Raw genomic sequence first — 20,407 nt, 5'->3', positions numbered from 1 at the left:
CGCACCCTGCCTCACCGCGATTCGCCCGACGAGCCGTTCGCCAGATGGAACGTGACGTCGACGACCCCCTCGACGGCGCGCACCGCGCGGGCGACGACGGGCACCAGCGAGGTGTCCCGTACGCGGCCGGTGAGGGTGACGACACCGTCGGAGACCTCCACCCCTATGGCCTCGAGCGGGGCCGGGAAAAGGGGAGCGACGATTTCCCTGCGGACCTCTTGGGCGAGCTCCTCGTCCGTCCGCAGAAAGACCTTCAACAGGTCGACCCGGCTGACGATGCCTTCGAGCAGCCCTTCCTGGCTCACGACGGGCAGCCGCTTGACCTTGCGCTGAGCCATGATGCGGGCCGCCTGCGCGACGGGGGCGTCGGCATGGACGGTGACGGCCGGGGTGCTCATCAGCTCTCCGGCGGTCAGTGCCCCCGCCTTGGCCAGATCTGGCAGACGGCGCCGCTGCATGAACCGGTCGGGGTCGCTGTCGCGGAACTCCTCCTTGGGCAGCAGATCGGCCTCGGAGACGACGCCGACGACCCGGCCCTCGCCCTCCAGCACCGGCAGGGCACTCACCTTCCACTGATCGATGAGCCGAACGATCTCCTTGAACGGGGCGTCGCGACCGACGGCCACGACGGTGTGCGACATCACGTCGCTCACGGTGTGCGGGCTGCCGTTCATGGGGCTCCCCCTCGGGTTGTCAGGTACGTGGGTCAGCTCGCGGCCGTTGGGGCCGGGGCACACGGCGCGGGGAACTCTGTCGTCACCTGCTCCCGCTGCCGTACGGGGCGTACAGATCGAGCAGCCGGACGCGGGTCGCGTGCAGGCGCTGGGCGACCACCCGGCCGACCCACACGGCGATCGCGCGGCCGAACTCGGGGTCCTCTGCGCACAGTGCCCGCACGGCCTCGGCGTCGAACTCCCACGCCCGCACCGGGCTGGTGGTCTCGGCGCCCAGGAGCCACAGGTGGGGCGGGAAGTGCCAGGAGCAGCCGACCAGTTCACCATGGCCCAGCGAATCGATCACGGCCGCGCGGCGACCGGGGACCTGCAGATCGAGGGCGACGGTCCCGGTCCGGATGATCCAGAACCGGTCGGCCCGCCGCCCCTCCTCGAACAGACGGGCTCCGATGTCGAAGGAGACCTCGTGGGCGTGCCGCATCAGCCGCTCGCGGTATTCGGCCGGGAGACCGGCGGCCAGAGTGGTGGTTGTCATCACTTTGTCTCCCTTCGCGCCTGCCGCCGCAGTCGAACGGCGGCTTCGTCGGCCGTAACGACAAGCGTGTACCCGACCGGCGCGGGACGCCACGGGCCGGCCAGGCCCCATCCGAGGGCCCTTCGGCCCAACCGGGTGGAAACATCGGCCACCCGGGCGCGCAACCACGGCACCAGGCGTCCGCAGCGGGCCGAAGCCCCGCGCGACGGTCGAAGGCCCGGCCTCGAAGGTCCTCGTGCTCCGGTCGGCCGCCGCCGATCTGGCGGTCGTCGGTGCCCGGCGCCGTCAGGGGCCCCTCGGTCTCCAGCTCGGCCGGGCGAGCCACACCCTGCTGCACCACGCCCGGTGCCCGGTCGCGGTCGTGCCGCACGACTGACGGCGCGTCGGAGGGAACCGCGCCGGGGGCCGGACCCCGTGGCCTGAAGAACCGTCCATCAGGGACCTTCGGCCCTGTACCCGAAGCCTGCCGCCGTTCGATGGTGGGAGGAGAAGCAGCCGGCGATCCGCTGGAGGCCCGGCGACGAGTCCACGCAGTCCACCGCGCGTCCGGCGGGACCGAGAAGGTGGCGCTGATGTCCGATGCCACGACCACCGACCTGTACGAAGTGACGATGGCCTTGTCCTGCCTGCGGGAGAAGATGACCGGCCCGGCGACGTTCAGCCTGTTCGTCCGCGATCTGCCCGCCGAGCGGGGCTTCCTGGTCGCCGCGGGGCTGGAGTCCGCCCTGGACTACCTGTCCGGCCTGCGGGTCGGCCCCGAGGACGTCCACGCCTTCGCCGCCGCGCTGCACCGCCCGCCACGCGATCTGGAGCCCCTGCTCGGCCTGCGGTTCACCGGCACCATGCGCGCCGTACCGGAGGGCAGGGTCGTGCTCGCCGGAGAACCCCTGCTGGAGGTGACCGCTCCGCTGCCGCAGGCCCAGCTGGCCGAGACGTACCTGCTCAACCTGCTCAGCCATCAGACGACGATCGCCTCGAAGGCCGCGCGCTGTGTGCTCGCGGCGGCCGGGCACCCGGTCGTGGACTTCTCCCTGCGGCGGACCCACGGCCCGCAGGCCGGCTTCCAGGCCGCCCGGCTCGGCGCCCTGGTCGGTTTCGCGGGCACCAGCAACGTGGCCGCGGCCACGGCCCTGGACCTTCCCGCGGTCGGCACGATGGCCCACTCCTACGTGGAGGCCTTCCCGACCGAGGACGACGCGTTTTGCGCCTTCGCCCGGGCCCACCCCGGCCCGGTGACCTTCCTGGTGGACACCTACGACACCGAGGCGGGCGTCCGCGTCGCGGCACACGTGCTGCGGGACCTGGACCGCGGGCCCGGCTCGGCCGTCCGCCTGGACAGCGGCGACCTGGGGCTCCTGGCGGTGCGGGCCCGCTCCATCCTGGACGAGGCGGACCTGCCGGATGTACGGATCACCGTCAGCGGCGGGCTCGACGAGTACGCGGTGGACGCCCTGGTCCGCTCCGGGGCGCCGATCGACGTGTACGCGGTCGGCACGCGCATCGGGGTCTCGGCCGACGCGCCGTATCTGGACTCGGCCTACAAAATGGTGGAGTACGCCGGGCGGCCGGTCATGAAACTGTCCTCGGCGAAGGTGACGGCGCCCGGCCGGAAGCAGGTGTTCCGTCGCCCCGGCTGTGCCGACGTGATCGCCCTCGCCGATGAGCGGCCACCGCACGACGGCACACCGCTGCTGGAGACTGTGATGCGAAACGGACAGCGCACCCGGGGCAGGTCCGCGCTCGAGGAGTGCCGGGCGAGGTTCGCCGCCGACCTGGCCGCGCTGCCGCCGGCAGCCCGCCGGATCCGGGCCCCCGTAGCGCCCCGGGCGATTCCCTCCGCGCGGCTGCGCGCCCTCACCGACCGGGTCCGGCGCCGTATCGCACAGCAGACGGCGGCACCCGCCGCACGGCACGGGATGCCCGAACGCACCGCGTCCGGGCCGTACCGGTCCGTCCCGAGCTGAGGAGAAAACGATGCCGCACACCCTGGAATGGAAGGTCCGCCTCTACCTCTTCGAGGAGGCTGGAACCACGAAGGCCCGCGCGGTGGCCGACACCGGGACCACGGTGCTCACCGGCCACGGGGCCACACGCCGGAATCCGGCCGACCCGCAGGTACCGGAGATCGGCGACGAACTGGCCGCGGGCCGGGCCCTGCAGGACCTGGGCCGGCACCTGGTGGACATCGCCGAGCGCGACATCGAAGGCACGGGCGCGGCCAGGCCGCACCCCCGCCCGCCCGTCGGCTGGCCGACATGACCCGGTCCGCGCCGGCCGGGGGCAACCTCGTGAGCCGGACGCCCGTCCGGGTACCCGGCCCCGCGGGCAGCACATCCGTCTCCACCGGCGGGCACCCTGCCGGTCCGGAAACCGAGGAGGACGACCGATGACGCTTCCAGCACACCGCGGCAGGGGATCGCTCTCCGGATGGGACCCCCTCCGAGAACTCGAGGAGCTGCGCACCCGGATGGACCAGCTCATGCACTCCGCCTTCCCCTTCCCCGGCCGCGGTTTCCCCGAGCCCGGGGCCGGGGAAGGGGAAGGGGCGTGGGCGCCGCTGGCCGACGTCGAGGACACCCAGGACGCCTACCTGATGGAGCTGGAACTTCCCGGCGTGGACAAGGACCAGATCACCGTTGAGGTCGGCGACGGCGAGCTCGACGTGCACGGCGAGATCAAGGAGAAGGAACGCACGGGCGTGCTCCGCCGGCAGACCCGGCACATCGGCCGGTTCGACTACCGCACGAGCCTGCCCCCGAACGTCGACACCGAGCACATCACCGCGGAGCTGACCGGCGGAGTCCTCACCGTGCGCGTCCCCAAGACCCAGGAGGCCAAGCCGCACCGCATCGAGATCACCGGCTGAGGACGGCGGGGCCGGCCGCCGCGCCATGCGGCCGCGACAGGCCGGCGCCCGCCTCCCCCGTCGCCCGGCGGTCCCTCGGGAAGGTCGAGTCAGGGGGGCAGTTGCACATCGGTACCTTGAGGAAAGGGCGGCGATCATGCGAGCTCACCTCGGCGATCAGCTTGTCATCGAAGGCCCGGCGACCGGCACCCCCCGGCGCGACGGCGAGATCGTCGGACTCCACCACGAGGACGGCACCCCTCCCTACGACGTGCGCTGGTCGGACACCCAGGAGGTGACCCTCCTCTTCCCCGGCCCCGACGCCCACATCAAACACCTCGGACACGAACCCGACACCGCCACCGGGGCCGGCCCGACCCCGCCCGCCGGCCCGCCCGACCCCGGCGACATCGGCCGCCGGGTGGCCACCGAACGCACCCGCCGGGGCCTGAGCCGGCAAGAGACCGCCCGCCGCGCCAGGATGGCACCCGGCTACCTCGCCTACCTCGAGGAACACCCGGCCGACCCCAGCCTGGCGACCCTCCTCCGGCTGGCCGCGGCACTGGGCACCAGCGTCCAGGCACTGCGCGGGAGCGGCGCCGACCTGCCGCCCGGCCGGGGCACCGCGCTGCTGCACCCCCAGCTGCGGGACCTCACACCGCAGGAGTGCCGCACCCTGCTGTCCACCCACGGGATCGGACGCATCGCGCTGACCACGCCCGAAGGACCGGCGGTGGTCCCGGTGAACTACGAGGCCATCGACGACACGATCGCCTTCCGGACCGCCCCCGACTCCGTGCCCGCGGCCGCCGTGGGATCGGAGATCGCCTTCGAGGTCGACCACGTGGACGAGGCCACGAGCCGGGGCTGGAGCGTGCTCGCCGTCGGCCCCGCACGAGTGGTCACCGAGCCCGACGAGGTACGGCGGCTGACCGAACGCGCCCACACCACGCCATGGGCCGGCGGCGAACGCGAGATGTGGGTGTCCATCCGGCCCACCCGCCTGACCGGACGCCGCATCACCCCGGCCGACCAGTGAGCGGCCACGGCTCGTGCCCACCGCGCTCCGCCGCCTCACGAAAGGAGCCCCCGTGAACCAGCGGACCCCGCCGGACGAACGGGTGACGGCCCTCGCGCACGACGCCGCCGCCGCCCCGTCCATGCACAACGCACAGCCGTGGCACTTCCGCTACTTCCGGGGCAGCCGTACCTTCCAGGTGCGCGCGGACCTCGACCGCGTCCTGCCGCACTCCGACCCGGACAATCGCGCCCTGCACCTCGGCGGCGGCGCCGCTCTGCTGAATCTGCGGGTCGCGCTGGCCCACGAGGGGTGGCACCCGGCAGTCCGGCTGCTGCCCGACCCGGCCGACCCGGCGCTGCTCGCCGCCGTACAGCTGACCGCTCCCGGGAGCGGCCAGAGCGATCTCCTCGCGCTGTATCCGGCGATCCACCAGCGGCACAGCAGCCGTTTCCCGTTCGAGGAGACGGAGATCCCCCAGGAGCTGCGCACGGCCCTGGCCGACGCCGCCCGCAGTGAGGGAGCGACGCTGACCTTCCCGTCCTCCTGGCACCTGCAACAGGTGCTGGAACTGCTGGAGGAGGCAGAGGCACGCAACCTCACGGACCGTGGCAGCGGCCAGGACCTGGCGGATTGGACCCGTATCGACGCTCCGGCGGGGAACCCGGCCCCGGACGGAGTGCCCGACTACGCCTTCGGGCCGCGCAAGCACGGCGGCAAGGCGCCCATGCGCGACTTCGCCGGGAGCAGGCCGGTGCCCGGCCGCGGCACCGCCGAGTTCGAACGGACCCCCCAGCTGGCCGTCCTCAGCACCTCCCGCGACCGCCCGGAGGACTGGTTGCGCGCCGGCCAGGCCATGGAACGGGTCCTGTTGCTGGCCACCCTCGAGGGCCTGTCCAGTTCCTTCGCCACTCAGGCCCTGGAGTGGAGTGACCTGCGCTGGCCGCTGCGCGACCCCGTGTCCGGGACCGGGCACATCCAGATCGTGCTGCGCCTGGGATACGGCCCCAAGGGCCCCGGCACCCCACGACGCCCGGTGCCGGACGTCCTCGACATCCGCCCCTGAGCCGCCGCGGGCCCACAGGCACCGGTGGTGCGGTCCGCATGTCGCGGCGGGCCCCGGGCGGTGCGACGGTATGGGCATGAGGTCTGTCAGTGGCCACGTAGGAAAGTGAGGGAACCCATGCAACTCCCGCTGGTCGTGGGCGTCGACGGATCGGATTCCAGCCTTCAGGCACTGGACTGGGCGGTGGACGAAGCGGCACGCCACGGGTTGCCGGTGCGCCTGGTCCATGCCTCCCTGTGGGAGCGCTACGAGGCGGCCCGCCCCTCCCTCAGGACCGATCGCCCTGCCGAGGAGGTCATGGCGGAGCACATCATCGCGTCCGGCATCGAACGTGCCCGGCTCCGCGATCCCGAGGTGAAGGTGTCGGGCGACGTGCAGCCCGACGATGCCGTGTCCGCGCTGCTGCAGGCGGGAAGTGAGTCATACGCCTTGGTCACGGGCTCACGCGGCCGTGGCGGAATAGCCGGGCTGCTGCTGGGATCGGTCAGCCTCACCGTGGCGGCCCGTGCCGTGTGTCCGGTGATCGTGGTCCGTGGCGCGGAACAGAACCGACAGGGCCTCTTCGGGCGGGTGGTGGTGGGGGTCGGCGACCCGGCCACGAGCACGGGCGCCGTACGGTTCGCCTTCCGCGCGGCCGAGGCGCGCGGCTCCGCCCTCGACGCCGTACGGGCCTGGCGCAGCCCGGCTCACGAGCACGTGGACCGTCCCCTCCTCGCCGATGACGCCGCCAGTGCCCACGAGGAGCGCGCCACGACCAACCTCACCGACGCGCTGGACCAGGCGATGCGGGAGCACCCCGAGGTCGAGGTGCGGCGCAGGCCGGTGGAAGGCCCCGCCCACCGGGTCCTGTTGCACGCATCGGCCGAAGCCGACCTGATCGTCGTCGGAGCCCTGCGGCGCCACGGCCACTTCGGTCTGCAGCTCGGCCGCGTCGCCCACGCCCTGCTGCACCACTCCACGTGCCCGGTCGCCGTCGTCCCCCGACGAACCTGAACCCCGTCGTGCGGGCGCCACGCGGGAGCGTGTCGTGAAGGGAGAGGGGCAAGGCCGCGGATGCCGGAGTGGACGTGGGAGTACGAGGGGTACGCCCCCGCTGCCGAGCGGTCGCGGGAACCGCCGTGCACCCTGGGCGACGACCACTTCGCCACGCGCGGCGCGGTGCCCGAGAGCCGACAGCACGTACACCGATGTCACCGCCGCCCGGGTCCTCTGCCGTGCCCCGGACCTCCTGCGGCGGCTTGCCGTGTGGCGTCGGCGGGGACACGAACGAGGGGGCACCCCCGCCGACGAGCGGAGGTGCCCAGGTCCGACGATTCCGCGGCCGTCAGAGCAGCCAGCGGTTGCGGCTGACGAAGGGGAGCCGCGCCCAGACCTTGCCCAGTCCCCAGGTGGCGCCGGCGCCCGCGGCGGCGAGCACGACGAGGACCACGGCGTAGACCAGGTGGTAGTCGGCGAACGGGTTCGTCGACATGCTCGGCGACCCGTCCGACAGGTGTTGGGCCGGCGGCCATTCCGCGACCCACATCAGCGCCATCATGACGGTGCCCGCGACCGCGGCGAGCCGCAGGCCGATGCCCGCGATCAGCGCGAGGCCCACGCCGAGCAGACCGAGCATGAACAGCCAGTCGGCCCAGGCGGCCCCGGCCCAGGCGTGGAAGGCGGACTCCATCGGCCCGACGGCGACGCCGCTGAGGAATCCCTTGGTCGGCGACCCGCCGTCGATCCACCCCTTGCCGGAGGGGGTCGCGTAGCCGAGGCCGAACGTCTTGTCCAGAAACGCCCACAGGAAGACGAAACCCGTCAGCAGGCGGAGCCCGGCGAGCACGTACGCGCGGGTCTCGGTCGCCGCCGCGGTCGCCGGCTCGGCGGACACGGGAGCCGTCCCGGCCCGGTGCGGGGACGGGAAGCGGAATCCCGGACGCCGGTGGGGGTTGTCGTGAACTGCCATGGTGCTCATCCCTTCCAGAGGGTGGCGCAGGAGGTGGACGACTCTCGTTGCTCCTTCAATGTCCCGCGCCGCCGGTGTCCGCCGGAGGGGCTGAAGGACCCGGTGGGTGGGCCGAACGTCCCACGGTACTGGCCCAGTTGGCGGCCGTCAGCCGTCCTTTGCCGCCAGGCTCACCCCGTACAGGGTGCGTCCGCCGACGAGTTCACGCCCGGTGACCAGCTCGGGCTCGATACGGACGAAGACCTCCCGCGTCGCGGGCGCCCAGGAGACCGGACCGGTGCGGGACAGGCGCGCGTGCTCGGCCGGGTCGGCCACCACCGCGGCCGGGCCCGTGACGACCACGCTCCAGCCGGCCTGCCGGGCCGCATCGACGTCGTCGGCCTCGAAGGCGACCACCGCGCCGTCGATCGCGCGGACCAGTTCCGAAGCCTCGGCGGTACGCAGCAGCACCGCACCGTCGGCGTCCAGGCAGAAGTTGACCGGCAGCACGGCGGGCAGAGCCAGGCGCGTGAAGACGATGCGGCCGACGGGCACCTCGGCCATCAGCCGCAGGCACTCCTGCCGACCGAGTTCACGGAAACCGTCATTGGGGTACATCGTCAGCCCGTCCTCCTCCTGGTGCAGCGGGTACTGCGTCTTTCACGCCTTTCACGTCTTCCGCGTCTTCCACCCTGGGCGGGACGAGGCTGGAAGGTGAGGGCCAACAGTCCCCTTCACACCGGAAAACGGCCTGGTGGCAGCGCGGCGACAGGTAGTCGGCACAGGTACCACGGCGACCCCGGTGCCGGGCACCGGGGTCTGGATCGGGCACAGTCCTCCAGCCCGCTCTCAGGTGCGCGTCAGATCGTCTGCGACATGCGCCGCCCACCTCTGGATCGCCGCGAAGTCGCGGAAGTCCCCGCCCTTTCCGCTGCGGAGGATCATCCGGGCGACCCAGCCCTTCGCGCCCTCCTCGAGACAACCACCGAAGGTGACGTGCTCCCTGGCGTCGATTTCGGCGACGGCCTTCTTCACACCGGGTACGGGCGGGATGTCCCGTTCCGAGGCCGTGGCGTCCAGCGGGCCGCTGCTGAACAGCCACACCGGGCGCTTTGCCAGGTCTCGGCGGTACCGGCGGACGAACCGACGGGCGTCCTTGTGCCAGCGTCCGGCGTACAGTCCACCACCGACCACCACGGCGTCGTACGACGTCACACTCGCGACGGACCGGGCGGGCAGGGTCTCGACCGTCAACCCGTCCTTCCGCAGGACGTCGGCGACGGTTTCGGCGATCCGTGCCGTCGATCCGTTCGTGGTTCCGTAGGTGACCAACACGGTGCCGGTCATGGCGTTTCACCTCCTCTCACAGCCGGCGCGGCCAGTCGCCGGCCACGCCGTGTCGGCCTGCCGGCTGTCAGGTCGTCCGCGTGGCCACGACGTCATGCCGTGGTTCGCCGAGTACGACCTTGAGGGCGCCGGTCTCGGCGGCGTTGCCGAAAACGTCGTAGGCCTCCTCCATCTGGTCCAGGGAGAAGGTGTGAGTGACCAGTTGCGAGGTCGGGAGCCTGCCGGCGGACGCCATCCGCAGCAGCGTCGGTGTGGAACGGGTGTCGACCAGGCCCGTGGTGATGGTCACGTTCTTGATCCACAGGTCTTCCAGATGCAGGGCCGCGGGCTTGCCGTGCACGCCGACATTGGCCACGTGCCCGCCGGGCCGGACCATGCGCGTGCACATCTCGAAGGTCTCCGGCACACCGACCGCCTCGATGACGACGTCCGCGCCGAGCCCGTCCGTGAGGTCGGTGATCAGTTGCTCGGGGGCTTCCCGCGCGTCGGCCACGGCGTCGGCACCGAGGCCCCTGGCGGCCTCGAGCCGGGCGTCGGCCAGGTCGACCGCGACGATCCGCTCGGGTGCGAGAAGCCGGGCGGTGGCAATGGCCGCCAGCCCGATGGGGCCGGCCCCGACGACCACGACGGTGTCCCCGGGCCTCACCCTTCCGTTGAGCACGCCCACCTCGTAGGCGGTGGGGAAGATGTCGGCCAGCAGCACGGCGTCCTGACCGGCCAGAGCTCCAGGCAGCGGGTGTACGGACAGGTCGGCGTACGGCACACGGACGTACTCGGCCTGGGTTCCGTCGATCAGGTGCCCGAGGATCCAGCCCCCGCCGCCCCGGCACTGGCCGTACATGCCCTCACGGCAGTACCGGCACCGTCCGCAGGCGCTGATGCAGGAGACCAGCACCGGGTCCCCGGGGCGCACCGTGCGCACGTCGCTTCCCACCTCGACGATCTCGCCGACCGCCTCGTGCCCCAGCACGGTGCCGGGCTGCACCTCGGGCACGTCCCCCTTGAGGATGTGCAGGTCCGTTCCGCAGATGGTCACGGCGTCGACCCGGACGATCGCGTCGGTGGGTTCCTTGATGCCGGGGTCCGGGACCTCTTCCCAGGAAGCCTGCCCGGGACCGTGGAAGACGTAGCCCTTCATGACGCCCCTCGCTCTCTTGCTCGCCGGTGGGGTGAGGAACCCGGCGGCGCGCCGTCGGCAAGGTGTGTGCCGAGCACCAGCGCAACGCCGGGGTTCCGCACCTCCAGTCTGTTCGACGACCGGGACATCCGCTTGGGCCGGTCGGCCCCTTGGAGGCGGCCGGCCCGAGCGGCCCGGCAGGCTCAGCGGCCGCGCAGAGCGGCGAGCGCGGCGTCGAGGTCGGCCGCGCGGGGGCGGTTGTGGGGCAGCTTGGCCAGCACGACCGCCATGCCGCAGGTGTCGGTGAGCGCGGAGAAGACCAGGCCGCCCGCGACACCGGCCGAGAGGAGCTGGAACGCCGGGTGCACGAGCAGGCCGAGCACGAGACCGAGGAGCACCAGGGTGCCGGCCGTGAAACGGACCTGGCGCTCCATGCTCCAGCCGGCCGGGGTGGTGGCGCAGACGGCGGGGTGGTGCAGGTCATGGCCCGCGGCGGCCCAGGCGCCGGTGCCTCCGGCGAGCGTGGCGGCGGGGACGCCCTGTTCGGCCAGCATTTTGCAGGCGTTCCCGGAGCGGGCCCCGGAGGCGCACACGAGAAGCACGTCTCCCCGCTCGGCGGCGTGCCGGATCTCGGGCAGGGCGCGCCGGACGTGGTCCAGGGGGATGTTCAGGGCGCCGGGCAGATGGCCGGAGGCGTACTCGGCGGGTGTGCGCACGTCGATGACGGTGAGTTCGTCGAGGCGGGTCCGGGCCTGGTCGGTGCCGAGGGTGACGGGGGTGAGGGGGCTGGTCATGTCAGGTGTGATCCTTGGTGGTCGACGTGGTCCCGAATCGGGACGTACAGTACCCCTAGGGGTATTTTTCGAGGAGTGGTCGTGGAACTGGAGCTCGAGGGTGCGGACCTGAAGGCCGTGCTGAACCGGCTGCGCCGGGCGCAGGGCCAGATCTCCGGGGTGATCCGGATGATCGAGGAGGGGCGCGACTGCGAGGAGGTCGTCATGCAGCTCGCCGCGGCCTCCCGCGCGCTCGACCGGGCCGGCTTCGCGATCATCGCGACGGGCCTGCAGCAGTGCGTGGTGGACATGGAGTCCGGTCGTAAGAACGGGGAGGACACCGAGCAGATGCGCGCCCGGCTGGAGAAGCTGTTCCTGTCCCTGGCGTAGGGGCTCGCCTTCCCGGCGCAGGACTCGCCGGGGTGTGGGGGCCGCGGCGCGTCACGTCATCATCGCGTCGAGCAGCATGAGGGCGGCCACGGCCGACAGCACCACGGCGAAGATCCGCTGGAGTGTGCCTCCGGAGACCTTCGCGGCCAGCCGCTTCCCGTCCCACGCGCCGAGGATCGCCGCTCCGGCGAAGGGCCCGACGACCGCCCAGTCCAACGTGTCGAGCGTGCCGGCGCGCATCGCCAGCGCGGCCAGGGAGTTGACGGTGATGACCAGCAGGCTGGTGCCCACCGCCTCACGCATGCGCAGGCCGAGCACGCCCATCAGCGCCGGTACGGCGAGGAAGCCACCCCCGACGCCGAGCACGCCGGTGACGGCGCCGAGCCCGGCGCCGGCCGCTGCCGCCACCACGGCGAACGCCGCCGTCAGCGCCGTCTCCGGAAGGCGTCCGGCGAGCGCACCGCCCAGCATCGCCGGGCCGGTCCCGGCCGCCGCGAACAGCATCCCCGTCCACCACCGCACCCGGCCGTCACGGGCGTGCGCGGGCAATGCGGTGACCGAGGTGAACGCGACGATGACCAGACTCGCGGTGGTGGCCTCGACCGGGGTGAAGCCGAGCAGGTAGATCAGGGCCGGGACGGCCAGCACGCTGCCGCCGCCTCCGAGCGCACCGAGTACCAGACCGATCACGGCCCCGGCCACCAGGGCGAGGACGAGAGCGCTCACGTGAGGGCGCCGTTCGCGCCGTGCGGATCCGTCACCGGCAGCCCCTCCGCGGCCCGGGCGGCCGGCGTGGACAGCGGTGGGTGGACGGCTCGGGGAACGGGCTCCGCCTGCCGCACGGTCACGCGGTCCGGGCCGCTGCGGCCTCGCCGGAAGATACTCATGTCGGTTTCCTGCTCCTGTGTTTCCCATGCCGGCGCGAAGCCGGCGCGGCCCGCTGCGGCGTCCGTGCCGTCAGCCGCCGTCAGCCCTTGCGGACGGTGAGTCCGGCCCGCCCGGCCGCGTCGAAGGAGTCGTCCACGGCGACGACGTCGCGCCCCGCGGCATCCAGAAGGGAGGCGGCGACGGCGGCACGCATACCGCCCGCGCAGTGCACCCACACCTCGCCCTCGGGAACCTCGTCGAGGCGCCTGTGCAGGGTGTGGACCGGAATGTGCACCGATCCCCGGACGTGTCCGCCTGCCCGCTCCGCAGCACGCCGGACGTCGAGGACGACGACGCCCTCCGCGGGGTGCCGGCCGGCGAGGTCGGCGAAGGTCGCCCGCGGGAAGGAGGCCGGCTCCTCGCCCTCGCGCACCCAGTCGGCCGGCCCTCCGGTGGCCGCGGCGGCCGGGCGGTCGATGCCCACGCGGACCAGCTCGCGCTGGGCTACGGCGAGTTGCTCGGACGACTCAGCGAGCAGTGTGACGGGCTTGCCCCAGGGAATCAGCCAGGCCAGGTAGGTGGCGAGCTGCCCGTCGGCCTCGAAGTTGAACGAGCCTGAGACGTGTCCGTCGGCGAAGGCGACGCGGTTGCGCAGGTCCACCACCCACTCCCCCGCTGCCAGCCGGGCGGCGATCTCCTCGGCGTCGGCGAGGGCGGGCCGGGTCAGGTCGACGGGCGCGGGGCCCGTGGCGTTGACCGGTCCCATGTGCGCGTAGTAGGCGGGGATGTCCTCCAGACCGGCCAGCAGGTCGGCGACGAAGGTGTCCACGTCCCGGGTGAGGGCCTCGTTGGAAGCCTTCTCCTTGCCGATCGTCGTGCTGTCGCCCTCGGCCTGGGTGGACGAGCAGAAGCTGCCGAAGCCGTGCGTGGGGAGTACCGCCGTCTCCTCGGGCAGTTCGGCGGCGAGCCGGCGCACGGAGGCGTGCTGCGCCCGGGCCAGGTGCTCGGTCAGGCGCGGCTCCACGAGGTCCGGGCGCCCGACGGTACCGATCAGCAGCGAGCCGCCGGTGAAGACCGCGCGTGCCGTGCCGTTCTCCTCCAGCACGTAGGAGGTGTGGTGCGGGGTGTGGCCGGGCGTGGCCAGGGCGCGCAGGGCCAGACCGGCAGCGGCGTCGATGTCCGCGTGGTCGCCGTCGTGCACCGGTACGCGCGCGAAGGCGACACGGGCCCCGGCGGGCACGAGGTAGGCGGCGCCCGTGATCCGGGCCAGCTCCGGACCACCGGTGACGTAGTCGTTGTGGAGGTGCGTCTCGACGACGTGCGAGATCCGCACCCCGCGCCGCACGGCCGCCGCGATCACCCGGTCGACGTCGCGCGGCGGGTCGACCGCCACCGCCGTCCGCTCGCCTCCCGCCAGATAACCGCGGTTGCCGAGCCCCTGCACCTCGATCGTGTCGACGAAGAACACGAGGTACTCCCTTCAGCGAAGAATTACCCCGGGGGGTATGTCATCGACAGTAACACAGGTACCCCCGGGGGTATTTTCAAGAAGGGGGCAAACCCTGCGCACACGCCTCACGGGTACCTCGCGCACGGCCCGCACACCTCGAGAGCGGCCGCAGCGCCGACCGTTCGCACCACGGGGCATCCCACACCTCCGTCCGCCCGATCCACACAAACGGGCACGATCACTGACAGTCCGGGACCGGCCGCCAGGTCTCCCGCAGGGACCGCTTAACATCACCCTTGATGAGGAGCTGTGCGCAGTCGGCGCAGGACAAAGGACACGACCCGCGGTGGACTGTTCGCACCGCGGTCCTCTGCCCTGCCCTTGCCGTCCTGCTCGCCGCCCTGGTGGTGTGCCTGGGGTACGCGGGACACAGTGGCGCCGAGGACGACGCCGCTCCCCCGACCGCCCTGTCCGCGGGCAAGACGGTGGCGGCGGGGACCCCGGCCGAGCACCCCGTCATGTCCCTCGTCCGGCAGGGCGACTGTTCCCCCGGCGATCCCTGCTGTTCCCCCGTCGCCCACGACGTACCGGTCGTACTCGGCGCGCCCACGCAGACTCCACCCCTGGTCCTGACCCGCATACCGGGCTTCCCGTGTCCGGAGCAGCACCCAGCGGTCCTCGCACAGCCCCCGCCGGCGCACAGCGCTCCCGACCTCCACGTCCTCCAGGTGCAACGGACCTGACGGTGCCCCGCCGCGCCCTGCGCTCACGTTCGCGCAGGTGCCGAGCGGTATCCGTCCATCACCCCTGCACCCACCGCCGAACGGCGGGAGAAGGACTCACTCAGTCATGAGCAAGACCAGCAAGAAGGAAGCCGCGGCTGCCCGCAAGGCCCGCGTCGAAGAGATGCGTCGCGTCGAGAGAGCGCGGGAGCGTCGTCGCCGCATCATCACCATCACGCTCAGCACGGTCATCGTCGCGGGGCTGGTCGGGTGGGGCGGGTACGCCCTCAACAGCGCCAACGAGAAGAGCGAGCAGCAGGCGGCCGAGGCGAAGAAGCCCGTACAGGGTGAGAAGACCTGGGAGGCGAAGAAGCTCACCCGGAACCACGTCCAGGGCGCCGTGAAGTACGCGATGAGCCCACCGGTCGGCGGCGACCACAGCCAGGCGTGGATGACCTGCGAGGGCACCGTCTACACCGAGGCGATACCGAACGAGAACGCCGTCCACTCCCTCGAGCACGGCGCAGTCTGGGTCACCTACAACGACGAGGCCGCCGACGCCGACATCAAGGCTCTCGGGGACAAGGTCTCCAAGACCCCGTACAGCCTGATGAGCCCGGTCACGGACCAGTCCGGGGCGATCATGCTGTCGGCCTGGGGGCGCCAGCTCACCGTGGACAAGGCATCGGATCCGCGGATCGACCAGTTCTTCACCAAGTACGTCCAGGGGCCCCAGACCCCTGAGCCGGGTGCCGCCTGCTCGGGCGGCATGATGGCGTCATGACCGGCACGCTCATGGCGGAACGAGCCACGGATCCGGGAGAGGCACCCGGCCCACGGCCCGGCCTCGCCCGCTGGCTGACCGTCGGCGCGGCGGCCCTCGTCGCCGTGGTCGTGGCCCTGTCGGTCCTGGTCGTGGTGAGCGGGGAGAACGAGCGGACGGTCGGCGTTCCGGCTGCGGACTCCGCCGATGCGGGGTTCGCTCGCGACATGGCCGTCCACCACCAGCAGGCGGTGGAGATGTCGTACATCGTCCGTGACCGTACGGCCGACGAGGACATCCGGCGTCTCGCGTACGACATCGCGCAGACTCAGGCCAACCAGCGCGGCATGATGCTCGGCTGGCTCGATCTGTGGGAGCTGCCGAAGATCTCGCCCGACGGATACATGGCGTGGATGCGCGGTGGTCACGAGAACCACGAGTCGAAGGACGGGTCTCTGATGCCGGGCATGGCCACGGCCGCGGAACTCGACCGGCTCGGTGAGCTCGAGGACGATCAGGCGGAGATCCTCTACCTGCAGCTCATGATCGACCACCACATCAGCGGCGTCGACATGGCCCGCGCCTGTGTCTCGCAGTGCGAGGTGGACACCGAGCAGAAGCTGGCGCAGAGCATGGTCGAGGGCCAGCAGTCGGAGGTGGAGTTGATGACCGCCTTGCTGAAGGAGCGCGGGGCCGCGCCCCGGAAGTGATTCCTCTCCGGTCGGGTGCCGCCCAGCGGCGGTGCCCGACCGCATGCGCGGCGACGGCTCCCGCACCGGAGTCCGGTGGACCGACGATCCGGGACGGGGACAGGGCACGCCGGGGTGAAATTTCCGTTTCGCAGCGACTGGTCGGCCGGTTTCCCCGATGATGGGGACCGCCCGGGACGACGGGTCAGGCAACGCTGGGAGCAGGCATATGACGGTGGAAGCCGGTACGCAGCAGGAGCGCGTCACGGGGAGGGTGTGGGCGGTGCGCCTGGATCCCCACGGCCGCCCCTCCGCCGGCACGGTCAGGCTCTCCTGCTCCCGCCCGGCCTGTGCCGACCAGCACTTCTCCAGCACTCCCGCAGGACGCAAGGCCGCGGTCGAACACGTCAACATGCATCTGGCCCGCATCCGGGCGGACGGCGGGCCGCGCGGCGAGGCATGGTGCGGCTGCCGCGCCGCCGACTGCGCGTGGCACACCTCCGACGTCCTCACCGGCAGGCGGGACGGGGCGCGGCCGACGGAGGGGACGGTGCGATGCGGGGGCCCGGTGGTCCTGATGGTGCACGCGAACCGTGCCGGGCGGCTGTGGCGCATCGCGGAAACGTGCGTGCGCTGCGCGGCCGCCATTCCCGACTGCCGCGTCCTGGACACCGCCCCGCCGTCCCGCCCCGTTCCGGCCCCGATCGGGGCGGGACGGGAAGCGGCGGAAAAGCCGGAGACGGGCCGGGAGCCGACGGGCGGGAATGTGGCGGCGGTGTTCTCCGACCACGCCCCCTCCCCTCTGTCCCCTGCTGTTCCTGCTCCTGCTCCTGTTTCTGCTTCTGCTTCTGCTTCTGCTTCTGCTTCTGCCGACGCTTCTTCCCCGACCGCCGGATCCGCCGTGACGCCCGGCGCCCGTACCGCCTCACCGGGGGAAGTGCCCCAGCGGGCGAAGCGGTGGGGGAAGATCGCGCAGCGGACCGTGCCGCACGACCTTCAGCCCGACGCACTGCGTGTGGAACTCATCGAGCTCGGGGATGCGTTCCGCGCCTATCAGCAGCGCGCCGAGCCCGACCTCGCCGTCCTTGCCGAACTCCACGAACGCAAGGCTCGTGCGTTCGCCCTGTGGGCCGATGTCACCGGCGACGGAACCCTGCGCCATGAGGCGCACCGGGCCCGCAAGGCGGCGCAGACCACCCTCGAGATGCACGAGAACCGGGTCGGCGGACCCATCGGCACGGCGAGCGGGAACGGCCCGGCGGTGGAACGGCTGCTGACCCGGCAACAGGCAGTGCACGCCCGTACCGTGCTGGGCTACGTCCAGGACCACGCCCCGCACCCCGAGGCCGAGGTGCACCTCGCGGTGCTCCTGCTCACCCTGCGGGCCGCGCGCGCCGGCATCGGGAACATCACCGGGCAAGACCTCACCGCCTGGTTGCAGGGCGATGCCGAGCGAGTGCTGGAACAACTGGTCGCCGCCGACTGGCTGCGCCTGCCCGGTACCGTCACCGAGGCGCTGGCCTCCCGGCCCGAGGACCCCACCGCGGTCACCGTCCCCACGCTGCTGCCCGAACAGCCCCGCCCGTTCGCCTTCGGTAAGACCACCCGCTCGAAGATCTCCGGTTGGGCCCAGAAAGCCGTGGGCGACCGGAAGATCCGCAAGAAGAAACTGGGCGCCGCCACCCGGCTCCTCGCCCTGTACAGCGCCGCTCATACCCGCCCCGACGGCCGCCTCGGGCACGCCGAGGACGGCGGACTGGCTCTGGACAAGGCCGCCGCGTTCTGCGCCCTGCGGCCCGAGGAAATCACCGGGCACGTCGAACTGCTGATCGCCGCCGACTGGCTCGCCGAAGCCGACAGCACCGGAGGAAGGCTGTGCGGACAACTCACCGAGCGGGTCCTGCCGATGGGAGGACTGCTTTGACGTGTTCCCCGCCCTGACGGGCGAGGATTCCGGCCTGGGTCGTGCGACCCTTCCGGAGGCTTCCTGTGCGGCTTCCGCGGGCCCGGGCGGAAGGGACGGCCCGCGGGGTCCGTGAGGAACAGGAAGCAGTCGGGTCCGGCTGGGGTTCCGGGCGGGGGCGCCCTGGGACAGCGGTCGGGCCTCGGCTTCGGCTTCGACTTCGACTTCGGCGAAGTCATCGATGTCGAAGCCGAGGCGCTGAAGGCTTGAGGCAGGGACGGCCCGGAGTGGCCGCCTGCTCGTGGAGAAGAACCGGGCGCCGAGCATGCCGGGCGCCGTTGCGCTCGTCACTCGGACCGCTGAGCGGAGACGCCCGGTGCGACCTGGGACATACCCTTGGCGCCCGGTTGTTCGTAGCTTGGCCGACTGCTTTCGCACACAGCGCCGTGGCATCGGGTGTACGCTACATCGATTGCTCAGGAGACCCATGCACCCCCGAATACCCTCCGTCCTTCGAAAAGCCTCGTTCCCGCCCGTCGCCCTGGCGGGCGGTGCGCTGACCGTCGGCATCGGCGGCCTGTATCTCGCCGGGCTGCTGCTCACCGGCGGTGAGATCGAGGCGGGTACGACGGTGCGCGGCCTGGACATCGGGGGCCTGACCCGTGAGGAAGCCGCCCGGAAGCTGGAGCAGCACCTGGCGGCGGCCGGCCCGCGGAAGCTGGCAGTGCAGGTCGGCGACCGCAGGAGCACGATCGATCCGCGGCAGGCGGGTCTCACCTTCGACATCCGGGAAACCCTTGACCGGGCGTCGTCCACCGGCGCCGATCCGGTCAGCGTGATCGGCGGGCTGTTCCGCTCGGGCGGTGACATCGAACCGGTCGTGCGGATCGACGAGGACAAGGCCCGTGCCACCCTCGGGAAGCTGGCGAAGACGCTCGACCAGAAGGTTCGCGACGGCGCCGTCTCCTTCGCCGACGGACGTGTCGAGCAGGTCGCCCCGCGCACCGGGTACGCGCTGGACGTGGACGCCGCGACCGGTGCCCTGCGCATCCCTTTCCTGCGCGGCGCGGCGGACTCGGTCACGGTGCTGCCCGCACACGAGACCAGGCCGAAGATCACGGCGGAAGAGGTACGACGGGCGGTGCGCGAGTTCGCGCAGCCGGCGATGTCGGCACCGGTCACGCTCACCGCGGGCGGCAAGCGGTTCACGATCACCCCGGCCGTGCTGGGCGAGTACCTGACGATGCGGCCGGACGACACCGGCAGGCTCACACCGAAGCTCGACAGCAAGGGCCTGCGCGCCGCCCCCGCGGTGGCCGGTGCTCTGAACGGCCTCCCCACCACGCCCCAGAACGCCCGGCTGGGGCTCGAGGGCGAGAAGGTCGTGGTGGCCGCAGACGCCAGACCCGGCGTGAAGGTCACCGACAAGGCCCTGAGCAAGGCCGTCCTGCCCCTGCTCACCGAGTCGGGCGCCGCCCGCACCGGTGAGGTGGCCGCACAGCTGATCCAGCCGGAGGTCACCCGCGAGAACGCGGCACGTCTGGGGCTGGCGGAGAAGATGTCCTCCTTCACCGTCGCCTTCGAGCCGGCCGCCTACCGCACGACGAACATCGGCCGGGCCGTGGAACTCATCAACGGCTCCGTCGTCATGCCGGACGAGACCTGGAGCTTCAACCGGACCGTCGGCGAGCGCACCCGGGCCAACGGGTTCGTCGACGGCATCATGATCTTCGACGACCAGTACATCAAGGCGTCCGGCGGCGGTGTCTCCGCCGTGGCCACGACCGTCTTCAACGCGATGTTCTTCGCCGGGGTCAAGCCCCTCGAGTACGGCGCCCACTCCTTCTACATCGAGCGCTACCCCGAGGGCCGTGAGGCGACGGTCGCCTGGGGCAGCCTCGACCTGAGGTTCACCAACGACTCCGGCAAGGCCGTCTACATCCAGGCCGAGTCCACAGACACCTCGGTGACCATCACCTTCCTCGGCACGAAGAAGTACGACGAGATCACGTCGGTCAAGGGGCCGCGCACCAAGGTGCAGCCGCCGGCGAAGAAGGTGAGCACCGCTGAGAAGTGCGTGCCGCAGACCCCGCTCGAGGGCTTCGACGTCACCGTGGAGCGGGTCTTCCACGACGACGGCCGGGAAGTGAAGCGGGAACCGTTCCGCACGCACTACACCCCACGTGACGAGGTCACCTGCGCAGAGATGCCGAACGAGCGCCAGCCCTGAGGACATCCCCGTCGGGGTGACAGTGACAAGCCGCCGTACCACGACCTCGGACGACAGGTCTCCCGTTCACCACGACCGTGCGGCTCGCCCG

The 20,407-nt window shown here is 72.1% G+C and carries 23 protein-coding genes and 1 pseudogene; 14 read left to right on the top strand and 10 right to left on the bottom strand.

The features are described from left to right. Nucleotides 1-11 precede the first annotated feature (11 nt). A complete protein-coding gene (locus tag AC6F7H_RS31305) occupies nt 12-674 on the bottom strand; it encodes a CBS domain-containing protein (protein WP_500761085.1) in 663 nt (220 codons plus the stop codon). An 82-nt stretch (nt 675-756) separates the two neighbouring features. Continuing rightward, nucleotides 757-1,209, bottom strand: coding sequence for a Crp/Fnr family transcriptional regulator (locus AC6F7H_RS31300; protein ID WP_500761082.1), 453 nt, complete (start codon nt 1,207-1,209; stop codon nt 757-759). A 199-nt stretch (nt 1,210-1,408) separates the two neighbouring features. Between AC6F7H_RS31300 and AC6F7H_RS31295 the strand changes: the two are divergent. From AC6F7H_RS31295 to AC6F7H_RS31265, 7 genes and pseudogenes are all read left to right on the top strand, one after another. Further along, nucleotides 1,409-1,585: pseudogene (locus AC6F7H_RS31295) on the top strand (universal stress protein); the annotation flags it as partial. Nucleotides 1,586-1,781: 196 nt separating this feature from the next. After that, complete coding sequence (locus AC6F7H_RS31290) at nt 1,782-3,173, top strand: nicotinate phosphoribosyltransferase (RefSeq protein WP_500761079.1); 1,392 nt, start codon at nt 1,782-1,784, stop codon at nt 3,171-3,173. Nucleotides 3,174-3,183: 10 nt separating this feature from the next. Beyond that, nucleotides 3,184-3,468 carry a DUF1876 domain-containing protein gene (locus AC6F7H_RS31285; RefSeq protein WP_500761076.1) on the top strand — a complete coding sequence of 95 codons (285 nt, stop codon included), beginning with the start codon at nt 3,184-3,186 and terminating at the stop codon, nt 3,466-3,468. Nucleotides 3,469-3,595: 127 nt separating this feature from the next. Then, nucleotides 3,596-4,075 carry an Hsp20/alpha crystallin family protein gene (locus AC6F7H_RS31280; protein WP_500761073.1) on the top strand — a complete coding sequence of 160 codons (480 nt, stop codon included), beginning with the start codon at nt 3,596-3,598 and terminating at the stop codon, nt 4,073-4,075. A 136-nt stretch (nt 4,076-4,211) separates the two neighbouring features. Further along, nucleotides 4,212-5,093, top strand: coding sequence for a pyridoxamine 5'-phosphate oxidase family protein (locus AC6F7H_RS31275; RefSeq protein WP_500761072.1), 882 nt, complete (start codon nt 4,212-4,214; stop codon nt 5,091-5,093). A 52-nt stretch (nt 5,094-5,145) separates the two neighbouring features. Next, complete coding sequence (locus AC6F7H_RS31270; protein WP_500761069.1) at nt 5,146-6,138, top strand: Acg family FMN-binding oxidoreductase; 993 nt, start codon at nt 5,146-5,148, stop codon at nt 6,136-6,138. 117 nt (nt 6,139-6,255) lie between these two features. Continuing rightward, nucleotides 6,256-7,131 (top strand): universal stress protein, encoded by an 876-nt coding sequence (locus AC6F7H_RS31265; RefSeq protein WP_500761066.1) that lies wholly within the window; start codon nt 6,256-6,258, stop codon nt 7,129-7,131. A gap of 331 nt (nt 7,132-7,462) precedes the next feature. On the opposite strand, the gene AC6F7H_RS31260 is transcribed toward AC6F7H_RS31265, so the two are convergent. The 5 genes from AC6F7H_RS31260 to AC6F7H_RS31240 all read right to left on the bottom strand — a co-directional run bounded on the left by AC6F7H_RS31260 (nt 7,463) and on the right by AC6F7H_RS31240 (nt 11,323). Further along, the gene (locus AC6F7H_RS31260; protein ID WP_500761064.1) at nt 7,463-8,086 is read right to left on the bottom strand and encodes a hypothetical protein; all 624 of its coding nucleotides are present in this window, start codon (nt 8,084-8,086) and stop codon (nt 7,463-7,465) included. A 147-nt stretch (nt 8,087-8,233) separates the two neighbouring features. Then, complete coding sequence (locus AC6F7H_RS31255; protein WP_500761061.1) at nt 8,234-8,683, bottom strand: pyridoxamine 5'-phosphate oxidase family protein; 450 nt, start codon at nt 8,681-8,683, stop codon at nt 8,234-8,236. 231 nt (nt 8,684-8,914) lie between these two features. Further along, nucleotides 8,915-9,412: a flavodoxin domain-containing protein gene (locus AC6F7H_RS31250; protein WP_500761059.1), complete on the bottom strand. Its 498-nt coding sequence runs from the start codon at nt 9,410-9,412 to the stop codon at nt 8,915-8,917. 67 nt (nt 9,413-9,479) lie between these two features. Next, nucleotides 9,480-10,550: a zinc-dependent alcohol dehydrogenase family protein gene (locus tag AC6F7H_RS31245; RefSeq protein WP_500761057.1), complete on the bottom strand. Its 1,071-nt coding sequence runs from the start codon at nt 10,548-10,550 to the stop codon at nt 9,480-9,482. Between the two features lie 182 nt (nt 10,551-10,732). Further along, entirely contained in the window at nt 10,733-11,323 is a 591-nt protein-coding gene (locus AC6F7H_RS31240; RefSeq protein WP_500761054.1) for a rhodanese-like domain-containing protein, read from the bottom strand. An 81-nt stretch (nt 11,324-11,404) separates the two neighbouring features. On the opposite strand from AC6F7H_RS31240, the gene AC6F7H_RS31235 reads away from it, so the two are divergent. Continuing rightward, entirely contained in the window at nt 11,405-11,692 is a 288-nt protein-coding gene (locus AC6F7H_RS31235; protein WP_109378715.1) for a metal-sensitive transcriptional regulator, read from the top strand. A gap of 51 nt (nt 11,693-11,743) precedes the next feature. Here AC6F7H_RS31235 and AC6F7H_RS31230 read toward each other — a convergent pair whose 3' ends face one another. From AC6F7H_RS31230 to AC6F7H_RS31220, 3 genes are all read right to left on the bottom strand, one after another. Then, nucleotides 11,744-12,418, bottom strand: coding sequence for a sulfite exporter TauE/SafE family protein (locus AC6F7H_RS31230; RefSeq protein WP_500761050.1), 675 nt, complete (start codon nt 12,416-12,418; stop codon nt 11,744-11,746). Further along, complete coding sequence (locus AC6F7H_RS31225; RefSeq protein WP_500761048.1) at nt 12,415-12,579, bottom strand: hypothetical protein; 165 nt, start codon at nt 12,577-12,579, stop codon at nt 12,415-12,417. Before AC6F7H_RS31225 ends, AC6F7H_RS31230 begins: the two co-directional genes overlap by 4 nt. An 80-nt stretch (nt 12,580-12,659) precedes the next feature. Then, nucleotides 12,660-14,027, bottom strand: a complete 1,368-nt coding sequence (locus AC6F7H_RS31220; protein WP_500761045.1) for a rhodanese-like domain-containing protein — start codon at nt 14,025-14,027, stop codon at nt 12,660-12,662. Between the two features lie 281 nt (nt 14,028-14,308). Between AC6F7H_RS31220 and AC6F7H_RS31215 the strand changes: the two genes are divergently transcribed. From AC6F7H_RS31215 to AC6F7H_RS31190, 6 genes are all read left to right on the top strand, one after another. Continuing rightward, entirely contained in the window at nt 14,309-14,752 is a 444-nt protein-coding gene (locus tag AC6F7H_RS31215; RefSeq protein ID WP_500761042.1) for a hypothetical protein, read from the top strand. A gap of 106 nt (nt 14,753-14,858) precedes the next feature. Then, nucleotides 14,859-15,515: a thioredoxin-like domain-containing protein gene (locus AC6F7H_RS31210; RefSeq protein ID WP_500761040.1), complete on the top strand. Its 657-nt coding sequence runs from the start codon at nt 14,859-14,861 to the stop codon at nt 15,513-15,515. Further along, complete coding sequence (locus AC6F7H_RS31205) at nt 15,512-16,204, top strand: DUF305 domain-containing protein (protein WP_500761038.1); 693 nt, start codon at nt 15,512-15,514, stop codon at nt 16,202-16,204. The genes AC6F7H_RS31210 and AC6F7H_RS31205 overlap by 4 nt, the downstream gene beginning before the upstream one ends. Before the next feature lie 208 nt (nt 16,205-16,412). Continuing rightward, the gene (locus AC6F7H_RS31200) at nt 16,413-18,107 is read left to right on the top strand and encodes a hypothetical protein (protein ID WP_500761035.1); all 1,695 of its coding nucleotides are present in this window, start codon (nt 16,413-16,415) and stop codon (nt 18,105-18,107) included. Between the two features lie 111 nt (nt 18,108-18,218). After that, the gene (locus AC6F7H_RS31195; RefSeq protein WP_500761032.1) at nt 18,219-18,356 is read left to right on the top strand and encodes a hypothetical protein; all 138 of its coding nucleotides are present in this window, start codon (nt 18,219-18,221) and stop codon (nt 18,354-18,356) included. A 217-nt stretch (nt 18,357-18,573) separates the two neighbouring features. Beyond that, entirely contained in the window at nt 18,574-20,316 is a 1,743-nt protein-coding gene (locus tag AC6F7H_RS31190; RefSeq protein WP_500761028.1) for a VanW family protein, read from the top strand. The last annotated feature ends 91 nt before the right edge of the window (nt 20,317-20,407 follow it).

The organism is Streptomyces sp. MMS24-W38, from assembly GCF_059889265.1.
The sequence above is the reverse complement of the archived record's forward strand: the minus strand, read 5'-3'. Positions and strand labels throughout refer to the sequence as shown.

What these genes read in the sequence shown, in the direction of transcription:
- AC6F7H_RS31305 (WP_500761085.1), bottom strand. Translation starts at nt 674, where the DNA reads ATGAACGGCAGCCCGCACACCGTGAGCGACGTGATGTCGCACACCGTC.
- AC6F7H_RS31300 (WP_500761082.1), bottom strand. Translation starts at nt 1,209, where the DNA reads ATGACAACCACCACTCTGGCCGCCGGTCTCCCGGCCGAATACCGCGAG.
- AC6F7H_RS31290 (WP_500761079.1), top strand. Translation starts at nt 1,782, where the DNA reads ATGTCCGATGCCACGACCACCGACCTGTACGAAGTGACGATGGCCTTG.
- AC6F7H_RS31285 (WP_500761076.1), top strand. Translation starts at nt 3,184, where the DNA reads ATGCCGCACACCCTGGAATGGAAGGTCCGCCTCTACCTCTTCGAGGAG.
- AC6F7H_RS31280 (WP_500761073.1), top strand. Translation starts at nt 3,596, where the DNA reads ATGACGCTTCCAGCACACCGCGGCAGGGGATCGCTCTCCGGATGGGAC.
- AC6F7H_RS31275 (WP_500761072.1), top strand. Translation starts at nt 4,212, where the DNA reads ATGCGAGCTCACCTCGGCGATCAGCTTGTCATCGAAGGCCCGGCGACC.
- AC6F7H_RS31265 (WP_500761066.1), top strand. Translation starts at nt 6,256, where the DNA reads ATGCAACTCCCGCTGGTCGTGGGCGTCGACGGATCGGATTCCAGCCTT.
- AC6F7H_RS31260 (WP_500761064.1), bottom strand. Translation starts at nt 8,086, where the DNA reads ATGGCAGTTCACGACAACCCCCACCGGCGTCCGGGATTCCGCTTCCCG.
- AC6F7H_RS31255 (WP_500761061.1), bottom strand. Translation starts at nt 8,683, where the DNA reads ATGTACCCCAATGACGGTTTCCGTGAACTCGGTCGGCAGGAGTGCCTG.
- AC6F7H_RS31250 (WP_500761059.1), bottom strand. Translation starts at nt 9,412, where the DNA reads ATGACCGGCACCGTGTTGGTCACCTACGGAACCACGAACGGATCGACG.
- AC6F7H_RS31245 (WP_500761057.1), bottom strand. Translation starts at nt 10,550, where the DNA reads ATGAAGGGCTACGTCTTCCACGGTCCCGGGCAGGCTTCCTGGGAAGAG.
- AC6F7H_RS31240 (WP_500761054.1), bottom strand. Translation starts at nt 11,323, where the DNA reads ATGACCAGCCCCCTCACCCCCGTCACCCTCGGCACCGACCAGGCCCGG.
- AC6F7H_RS31225 (WP_500761048.1), bottom strand. Translation starts at nt 12,579, where the DNA reads ATGAGTATCTTCCGGCGAGGCCGCAGCGGCCCGGACCGCGTGACCGTG.
- AC6F7H_RS31215 (WP_500761042.1), top strand. Translation starts at nt 14,309, where the DNA reads ATGAGGAGCTGTGCGCAGTCGGCGCAGGACAAAGGACACGACCCGCGG.
- AC6F7H_RS31210 (WP_500761040.1), top strand. Translation starts at nt 14,859, where the DNA reads ATGAGCAAGACCAGCAAGAAGGAAGCCGCGGCTGCCCGCAAGGCCCGC.
- AC6F7H_RS31205 (WP_500761038.1), top strand. Translation starts at nt 15,512, where the DNA reads ATGACCGGCACGCTCATGGCGGAACGAGCCACGGATCCGGGAGAGGCA.
- AC6F7H_RS31200 (WP_500761035.1), top strand. Translation starts at nt 16,413, where the DNA reads ATGACGGTGGAAGCCGGTACGCAGCAGGAGCGCGTCACGGGGAGGGTG.
- AC6F7H_RS31190 (WP_500761028.1), top strand. Translation starts at nt 18,574, where the DNA reads ATGCACCCCCGAATACCCTCCGTCCTTCGAAAAGCCTCGTTCCCGCCC.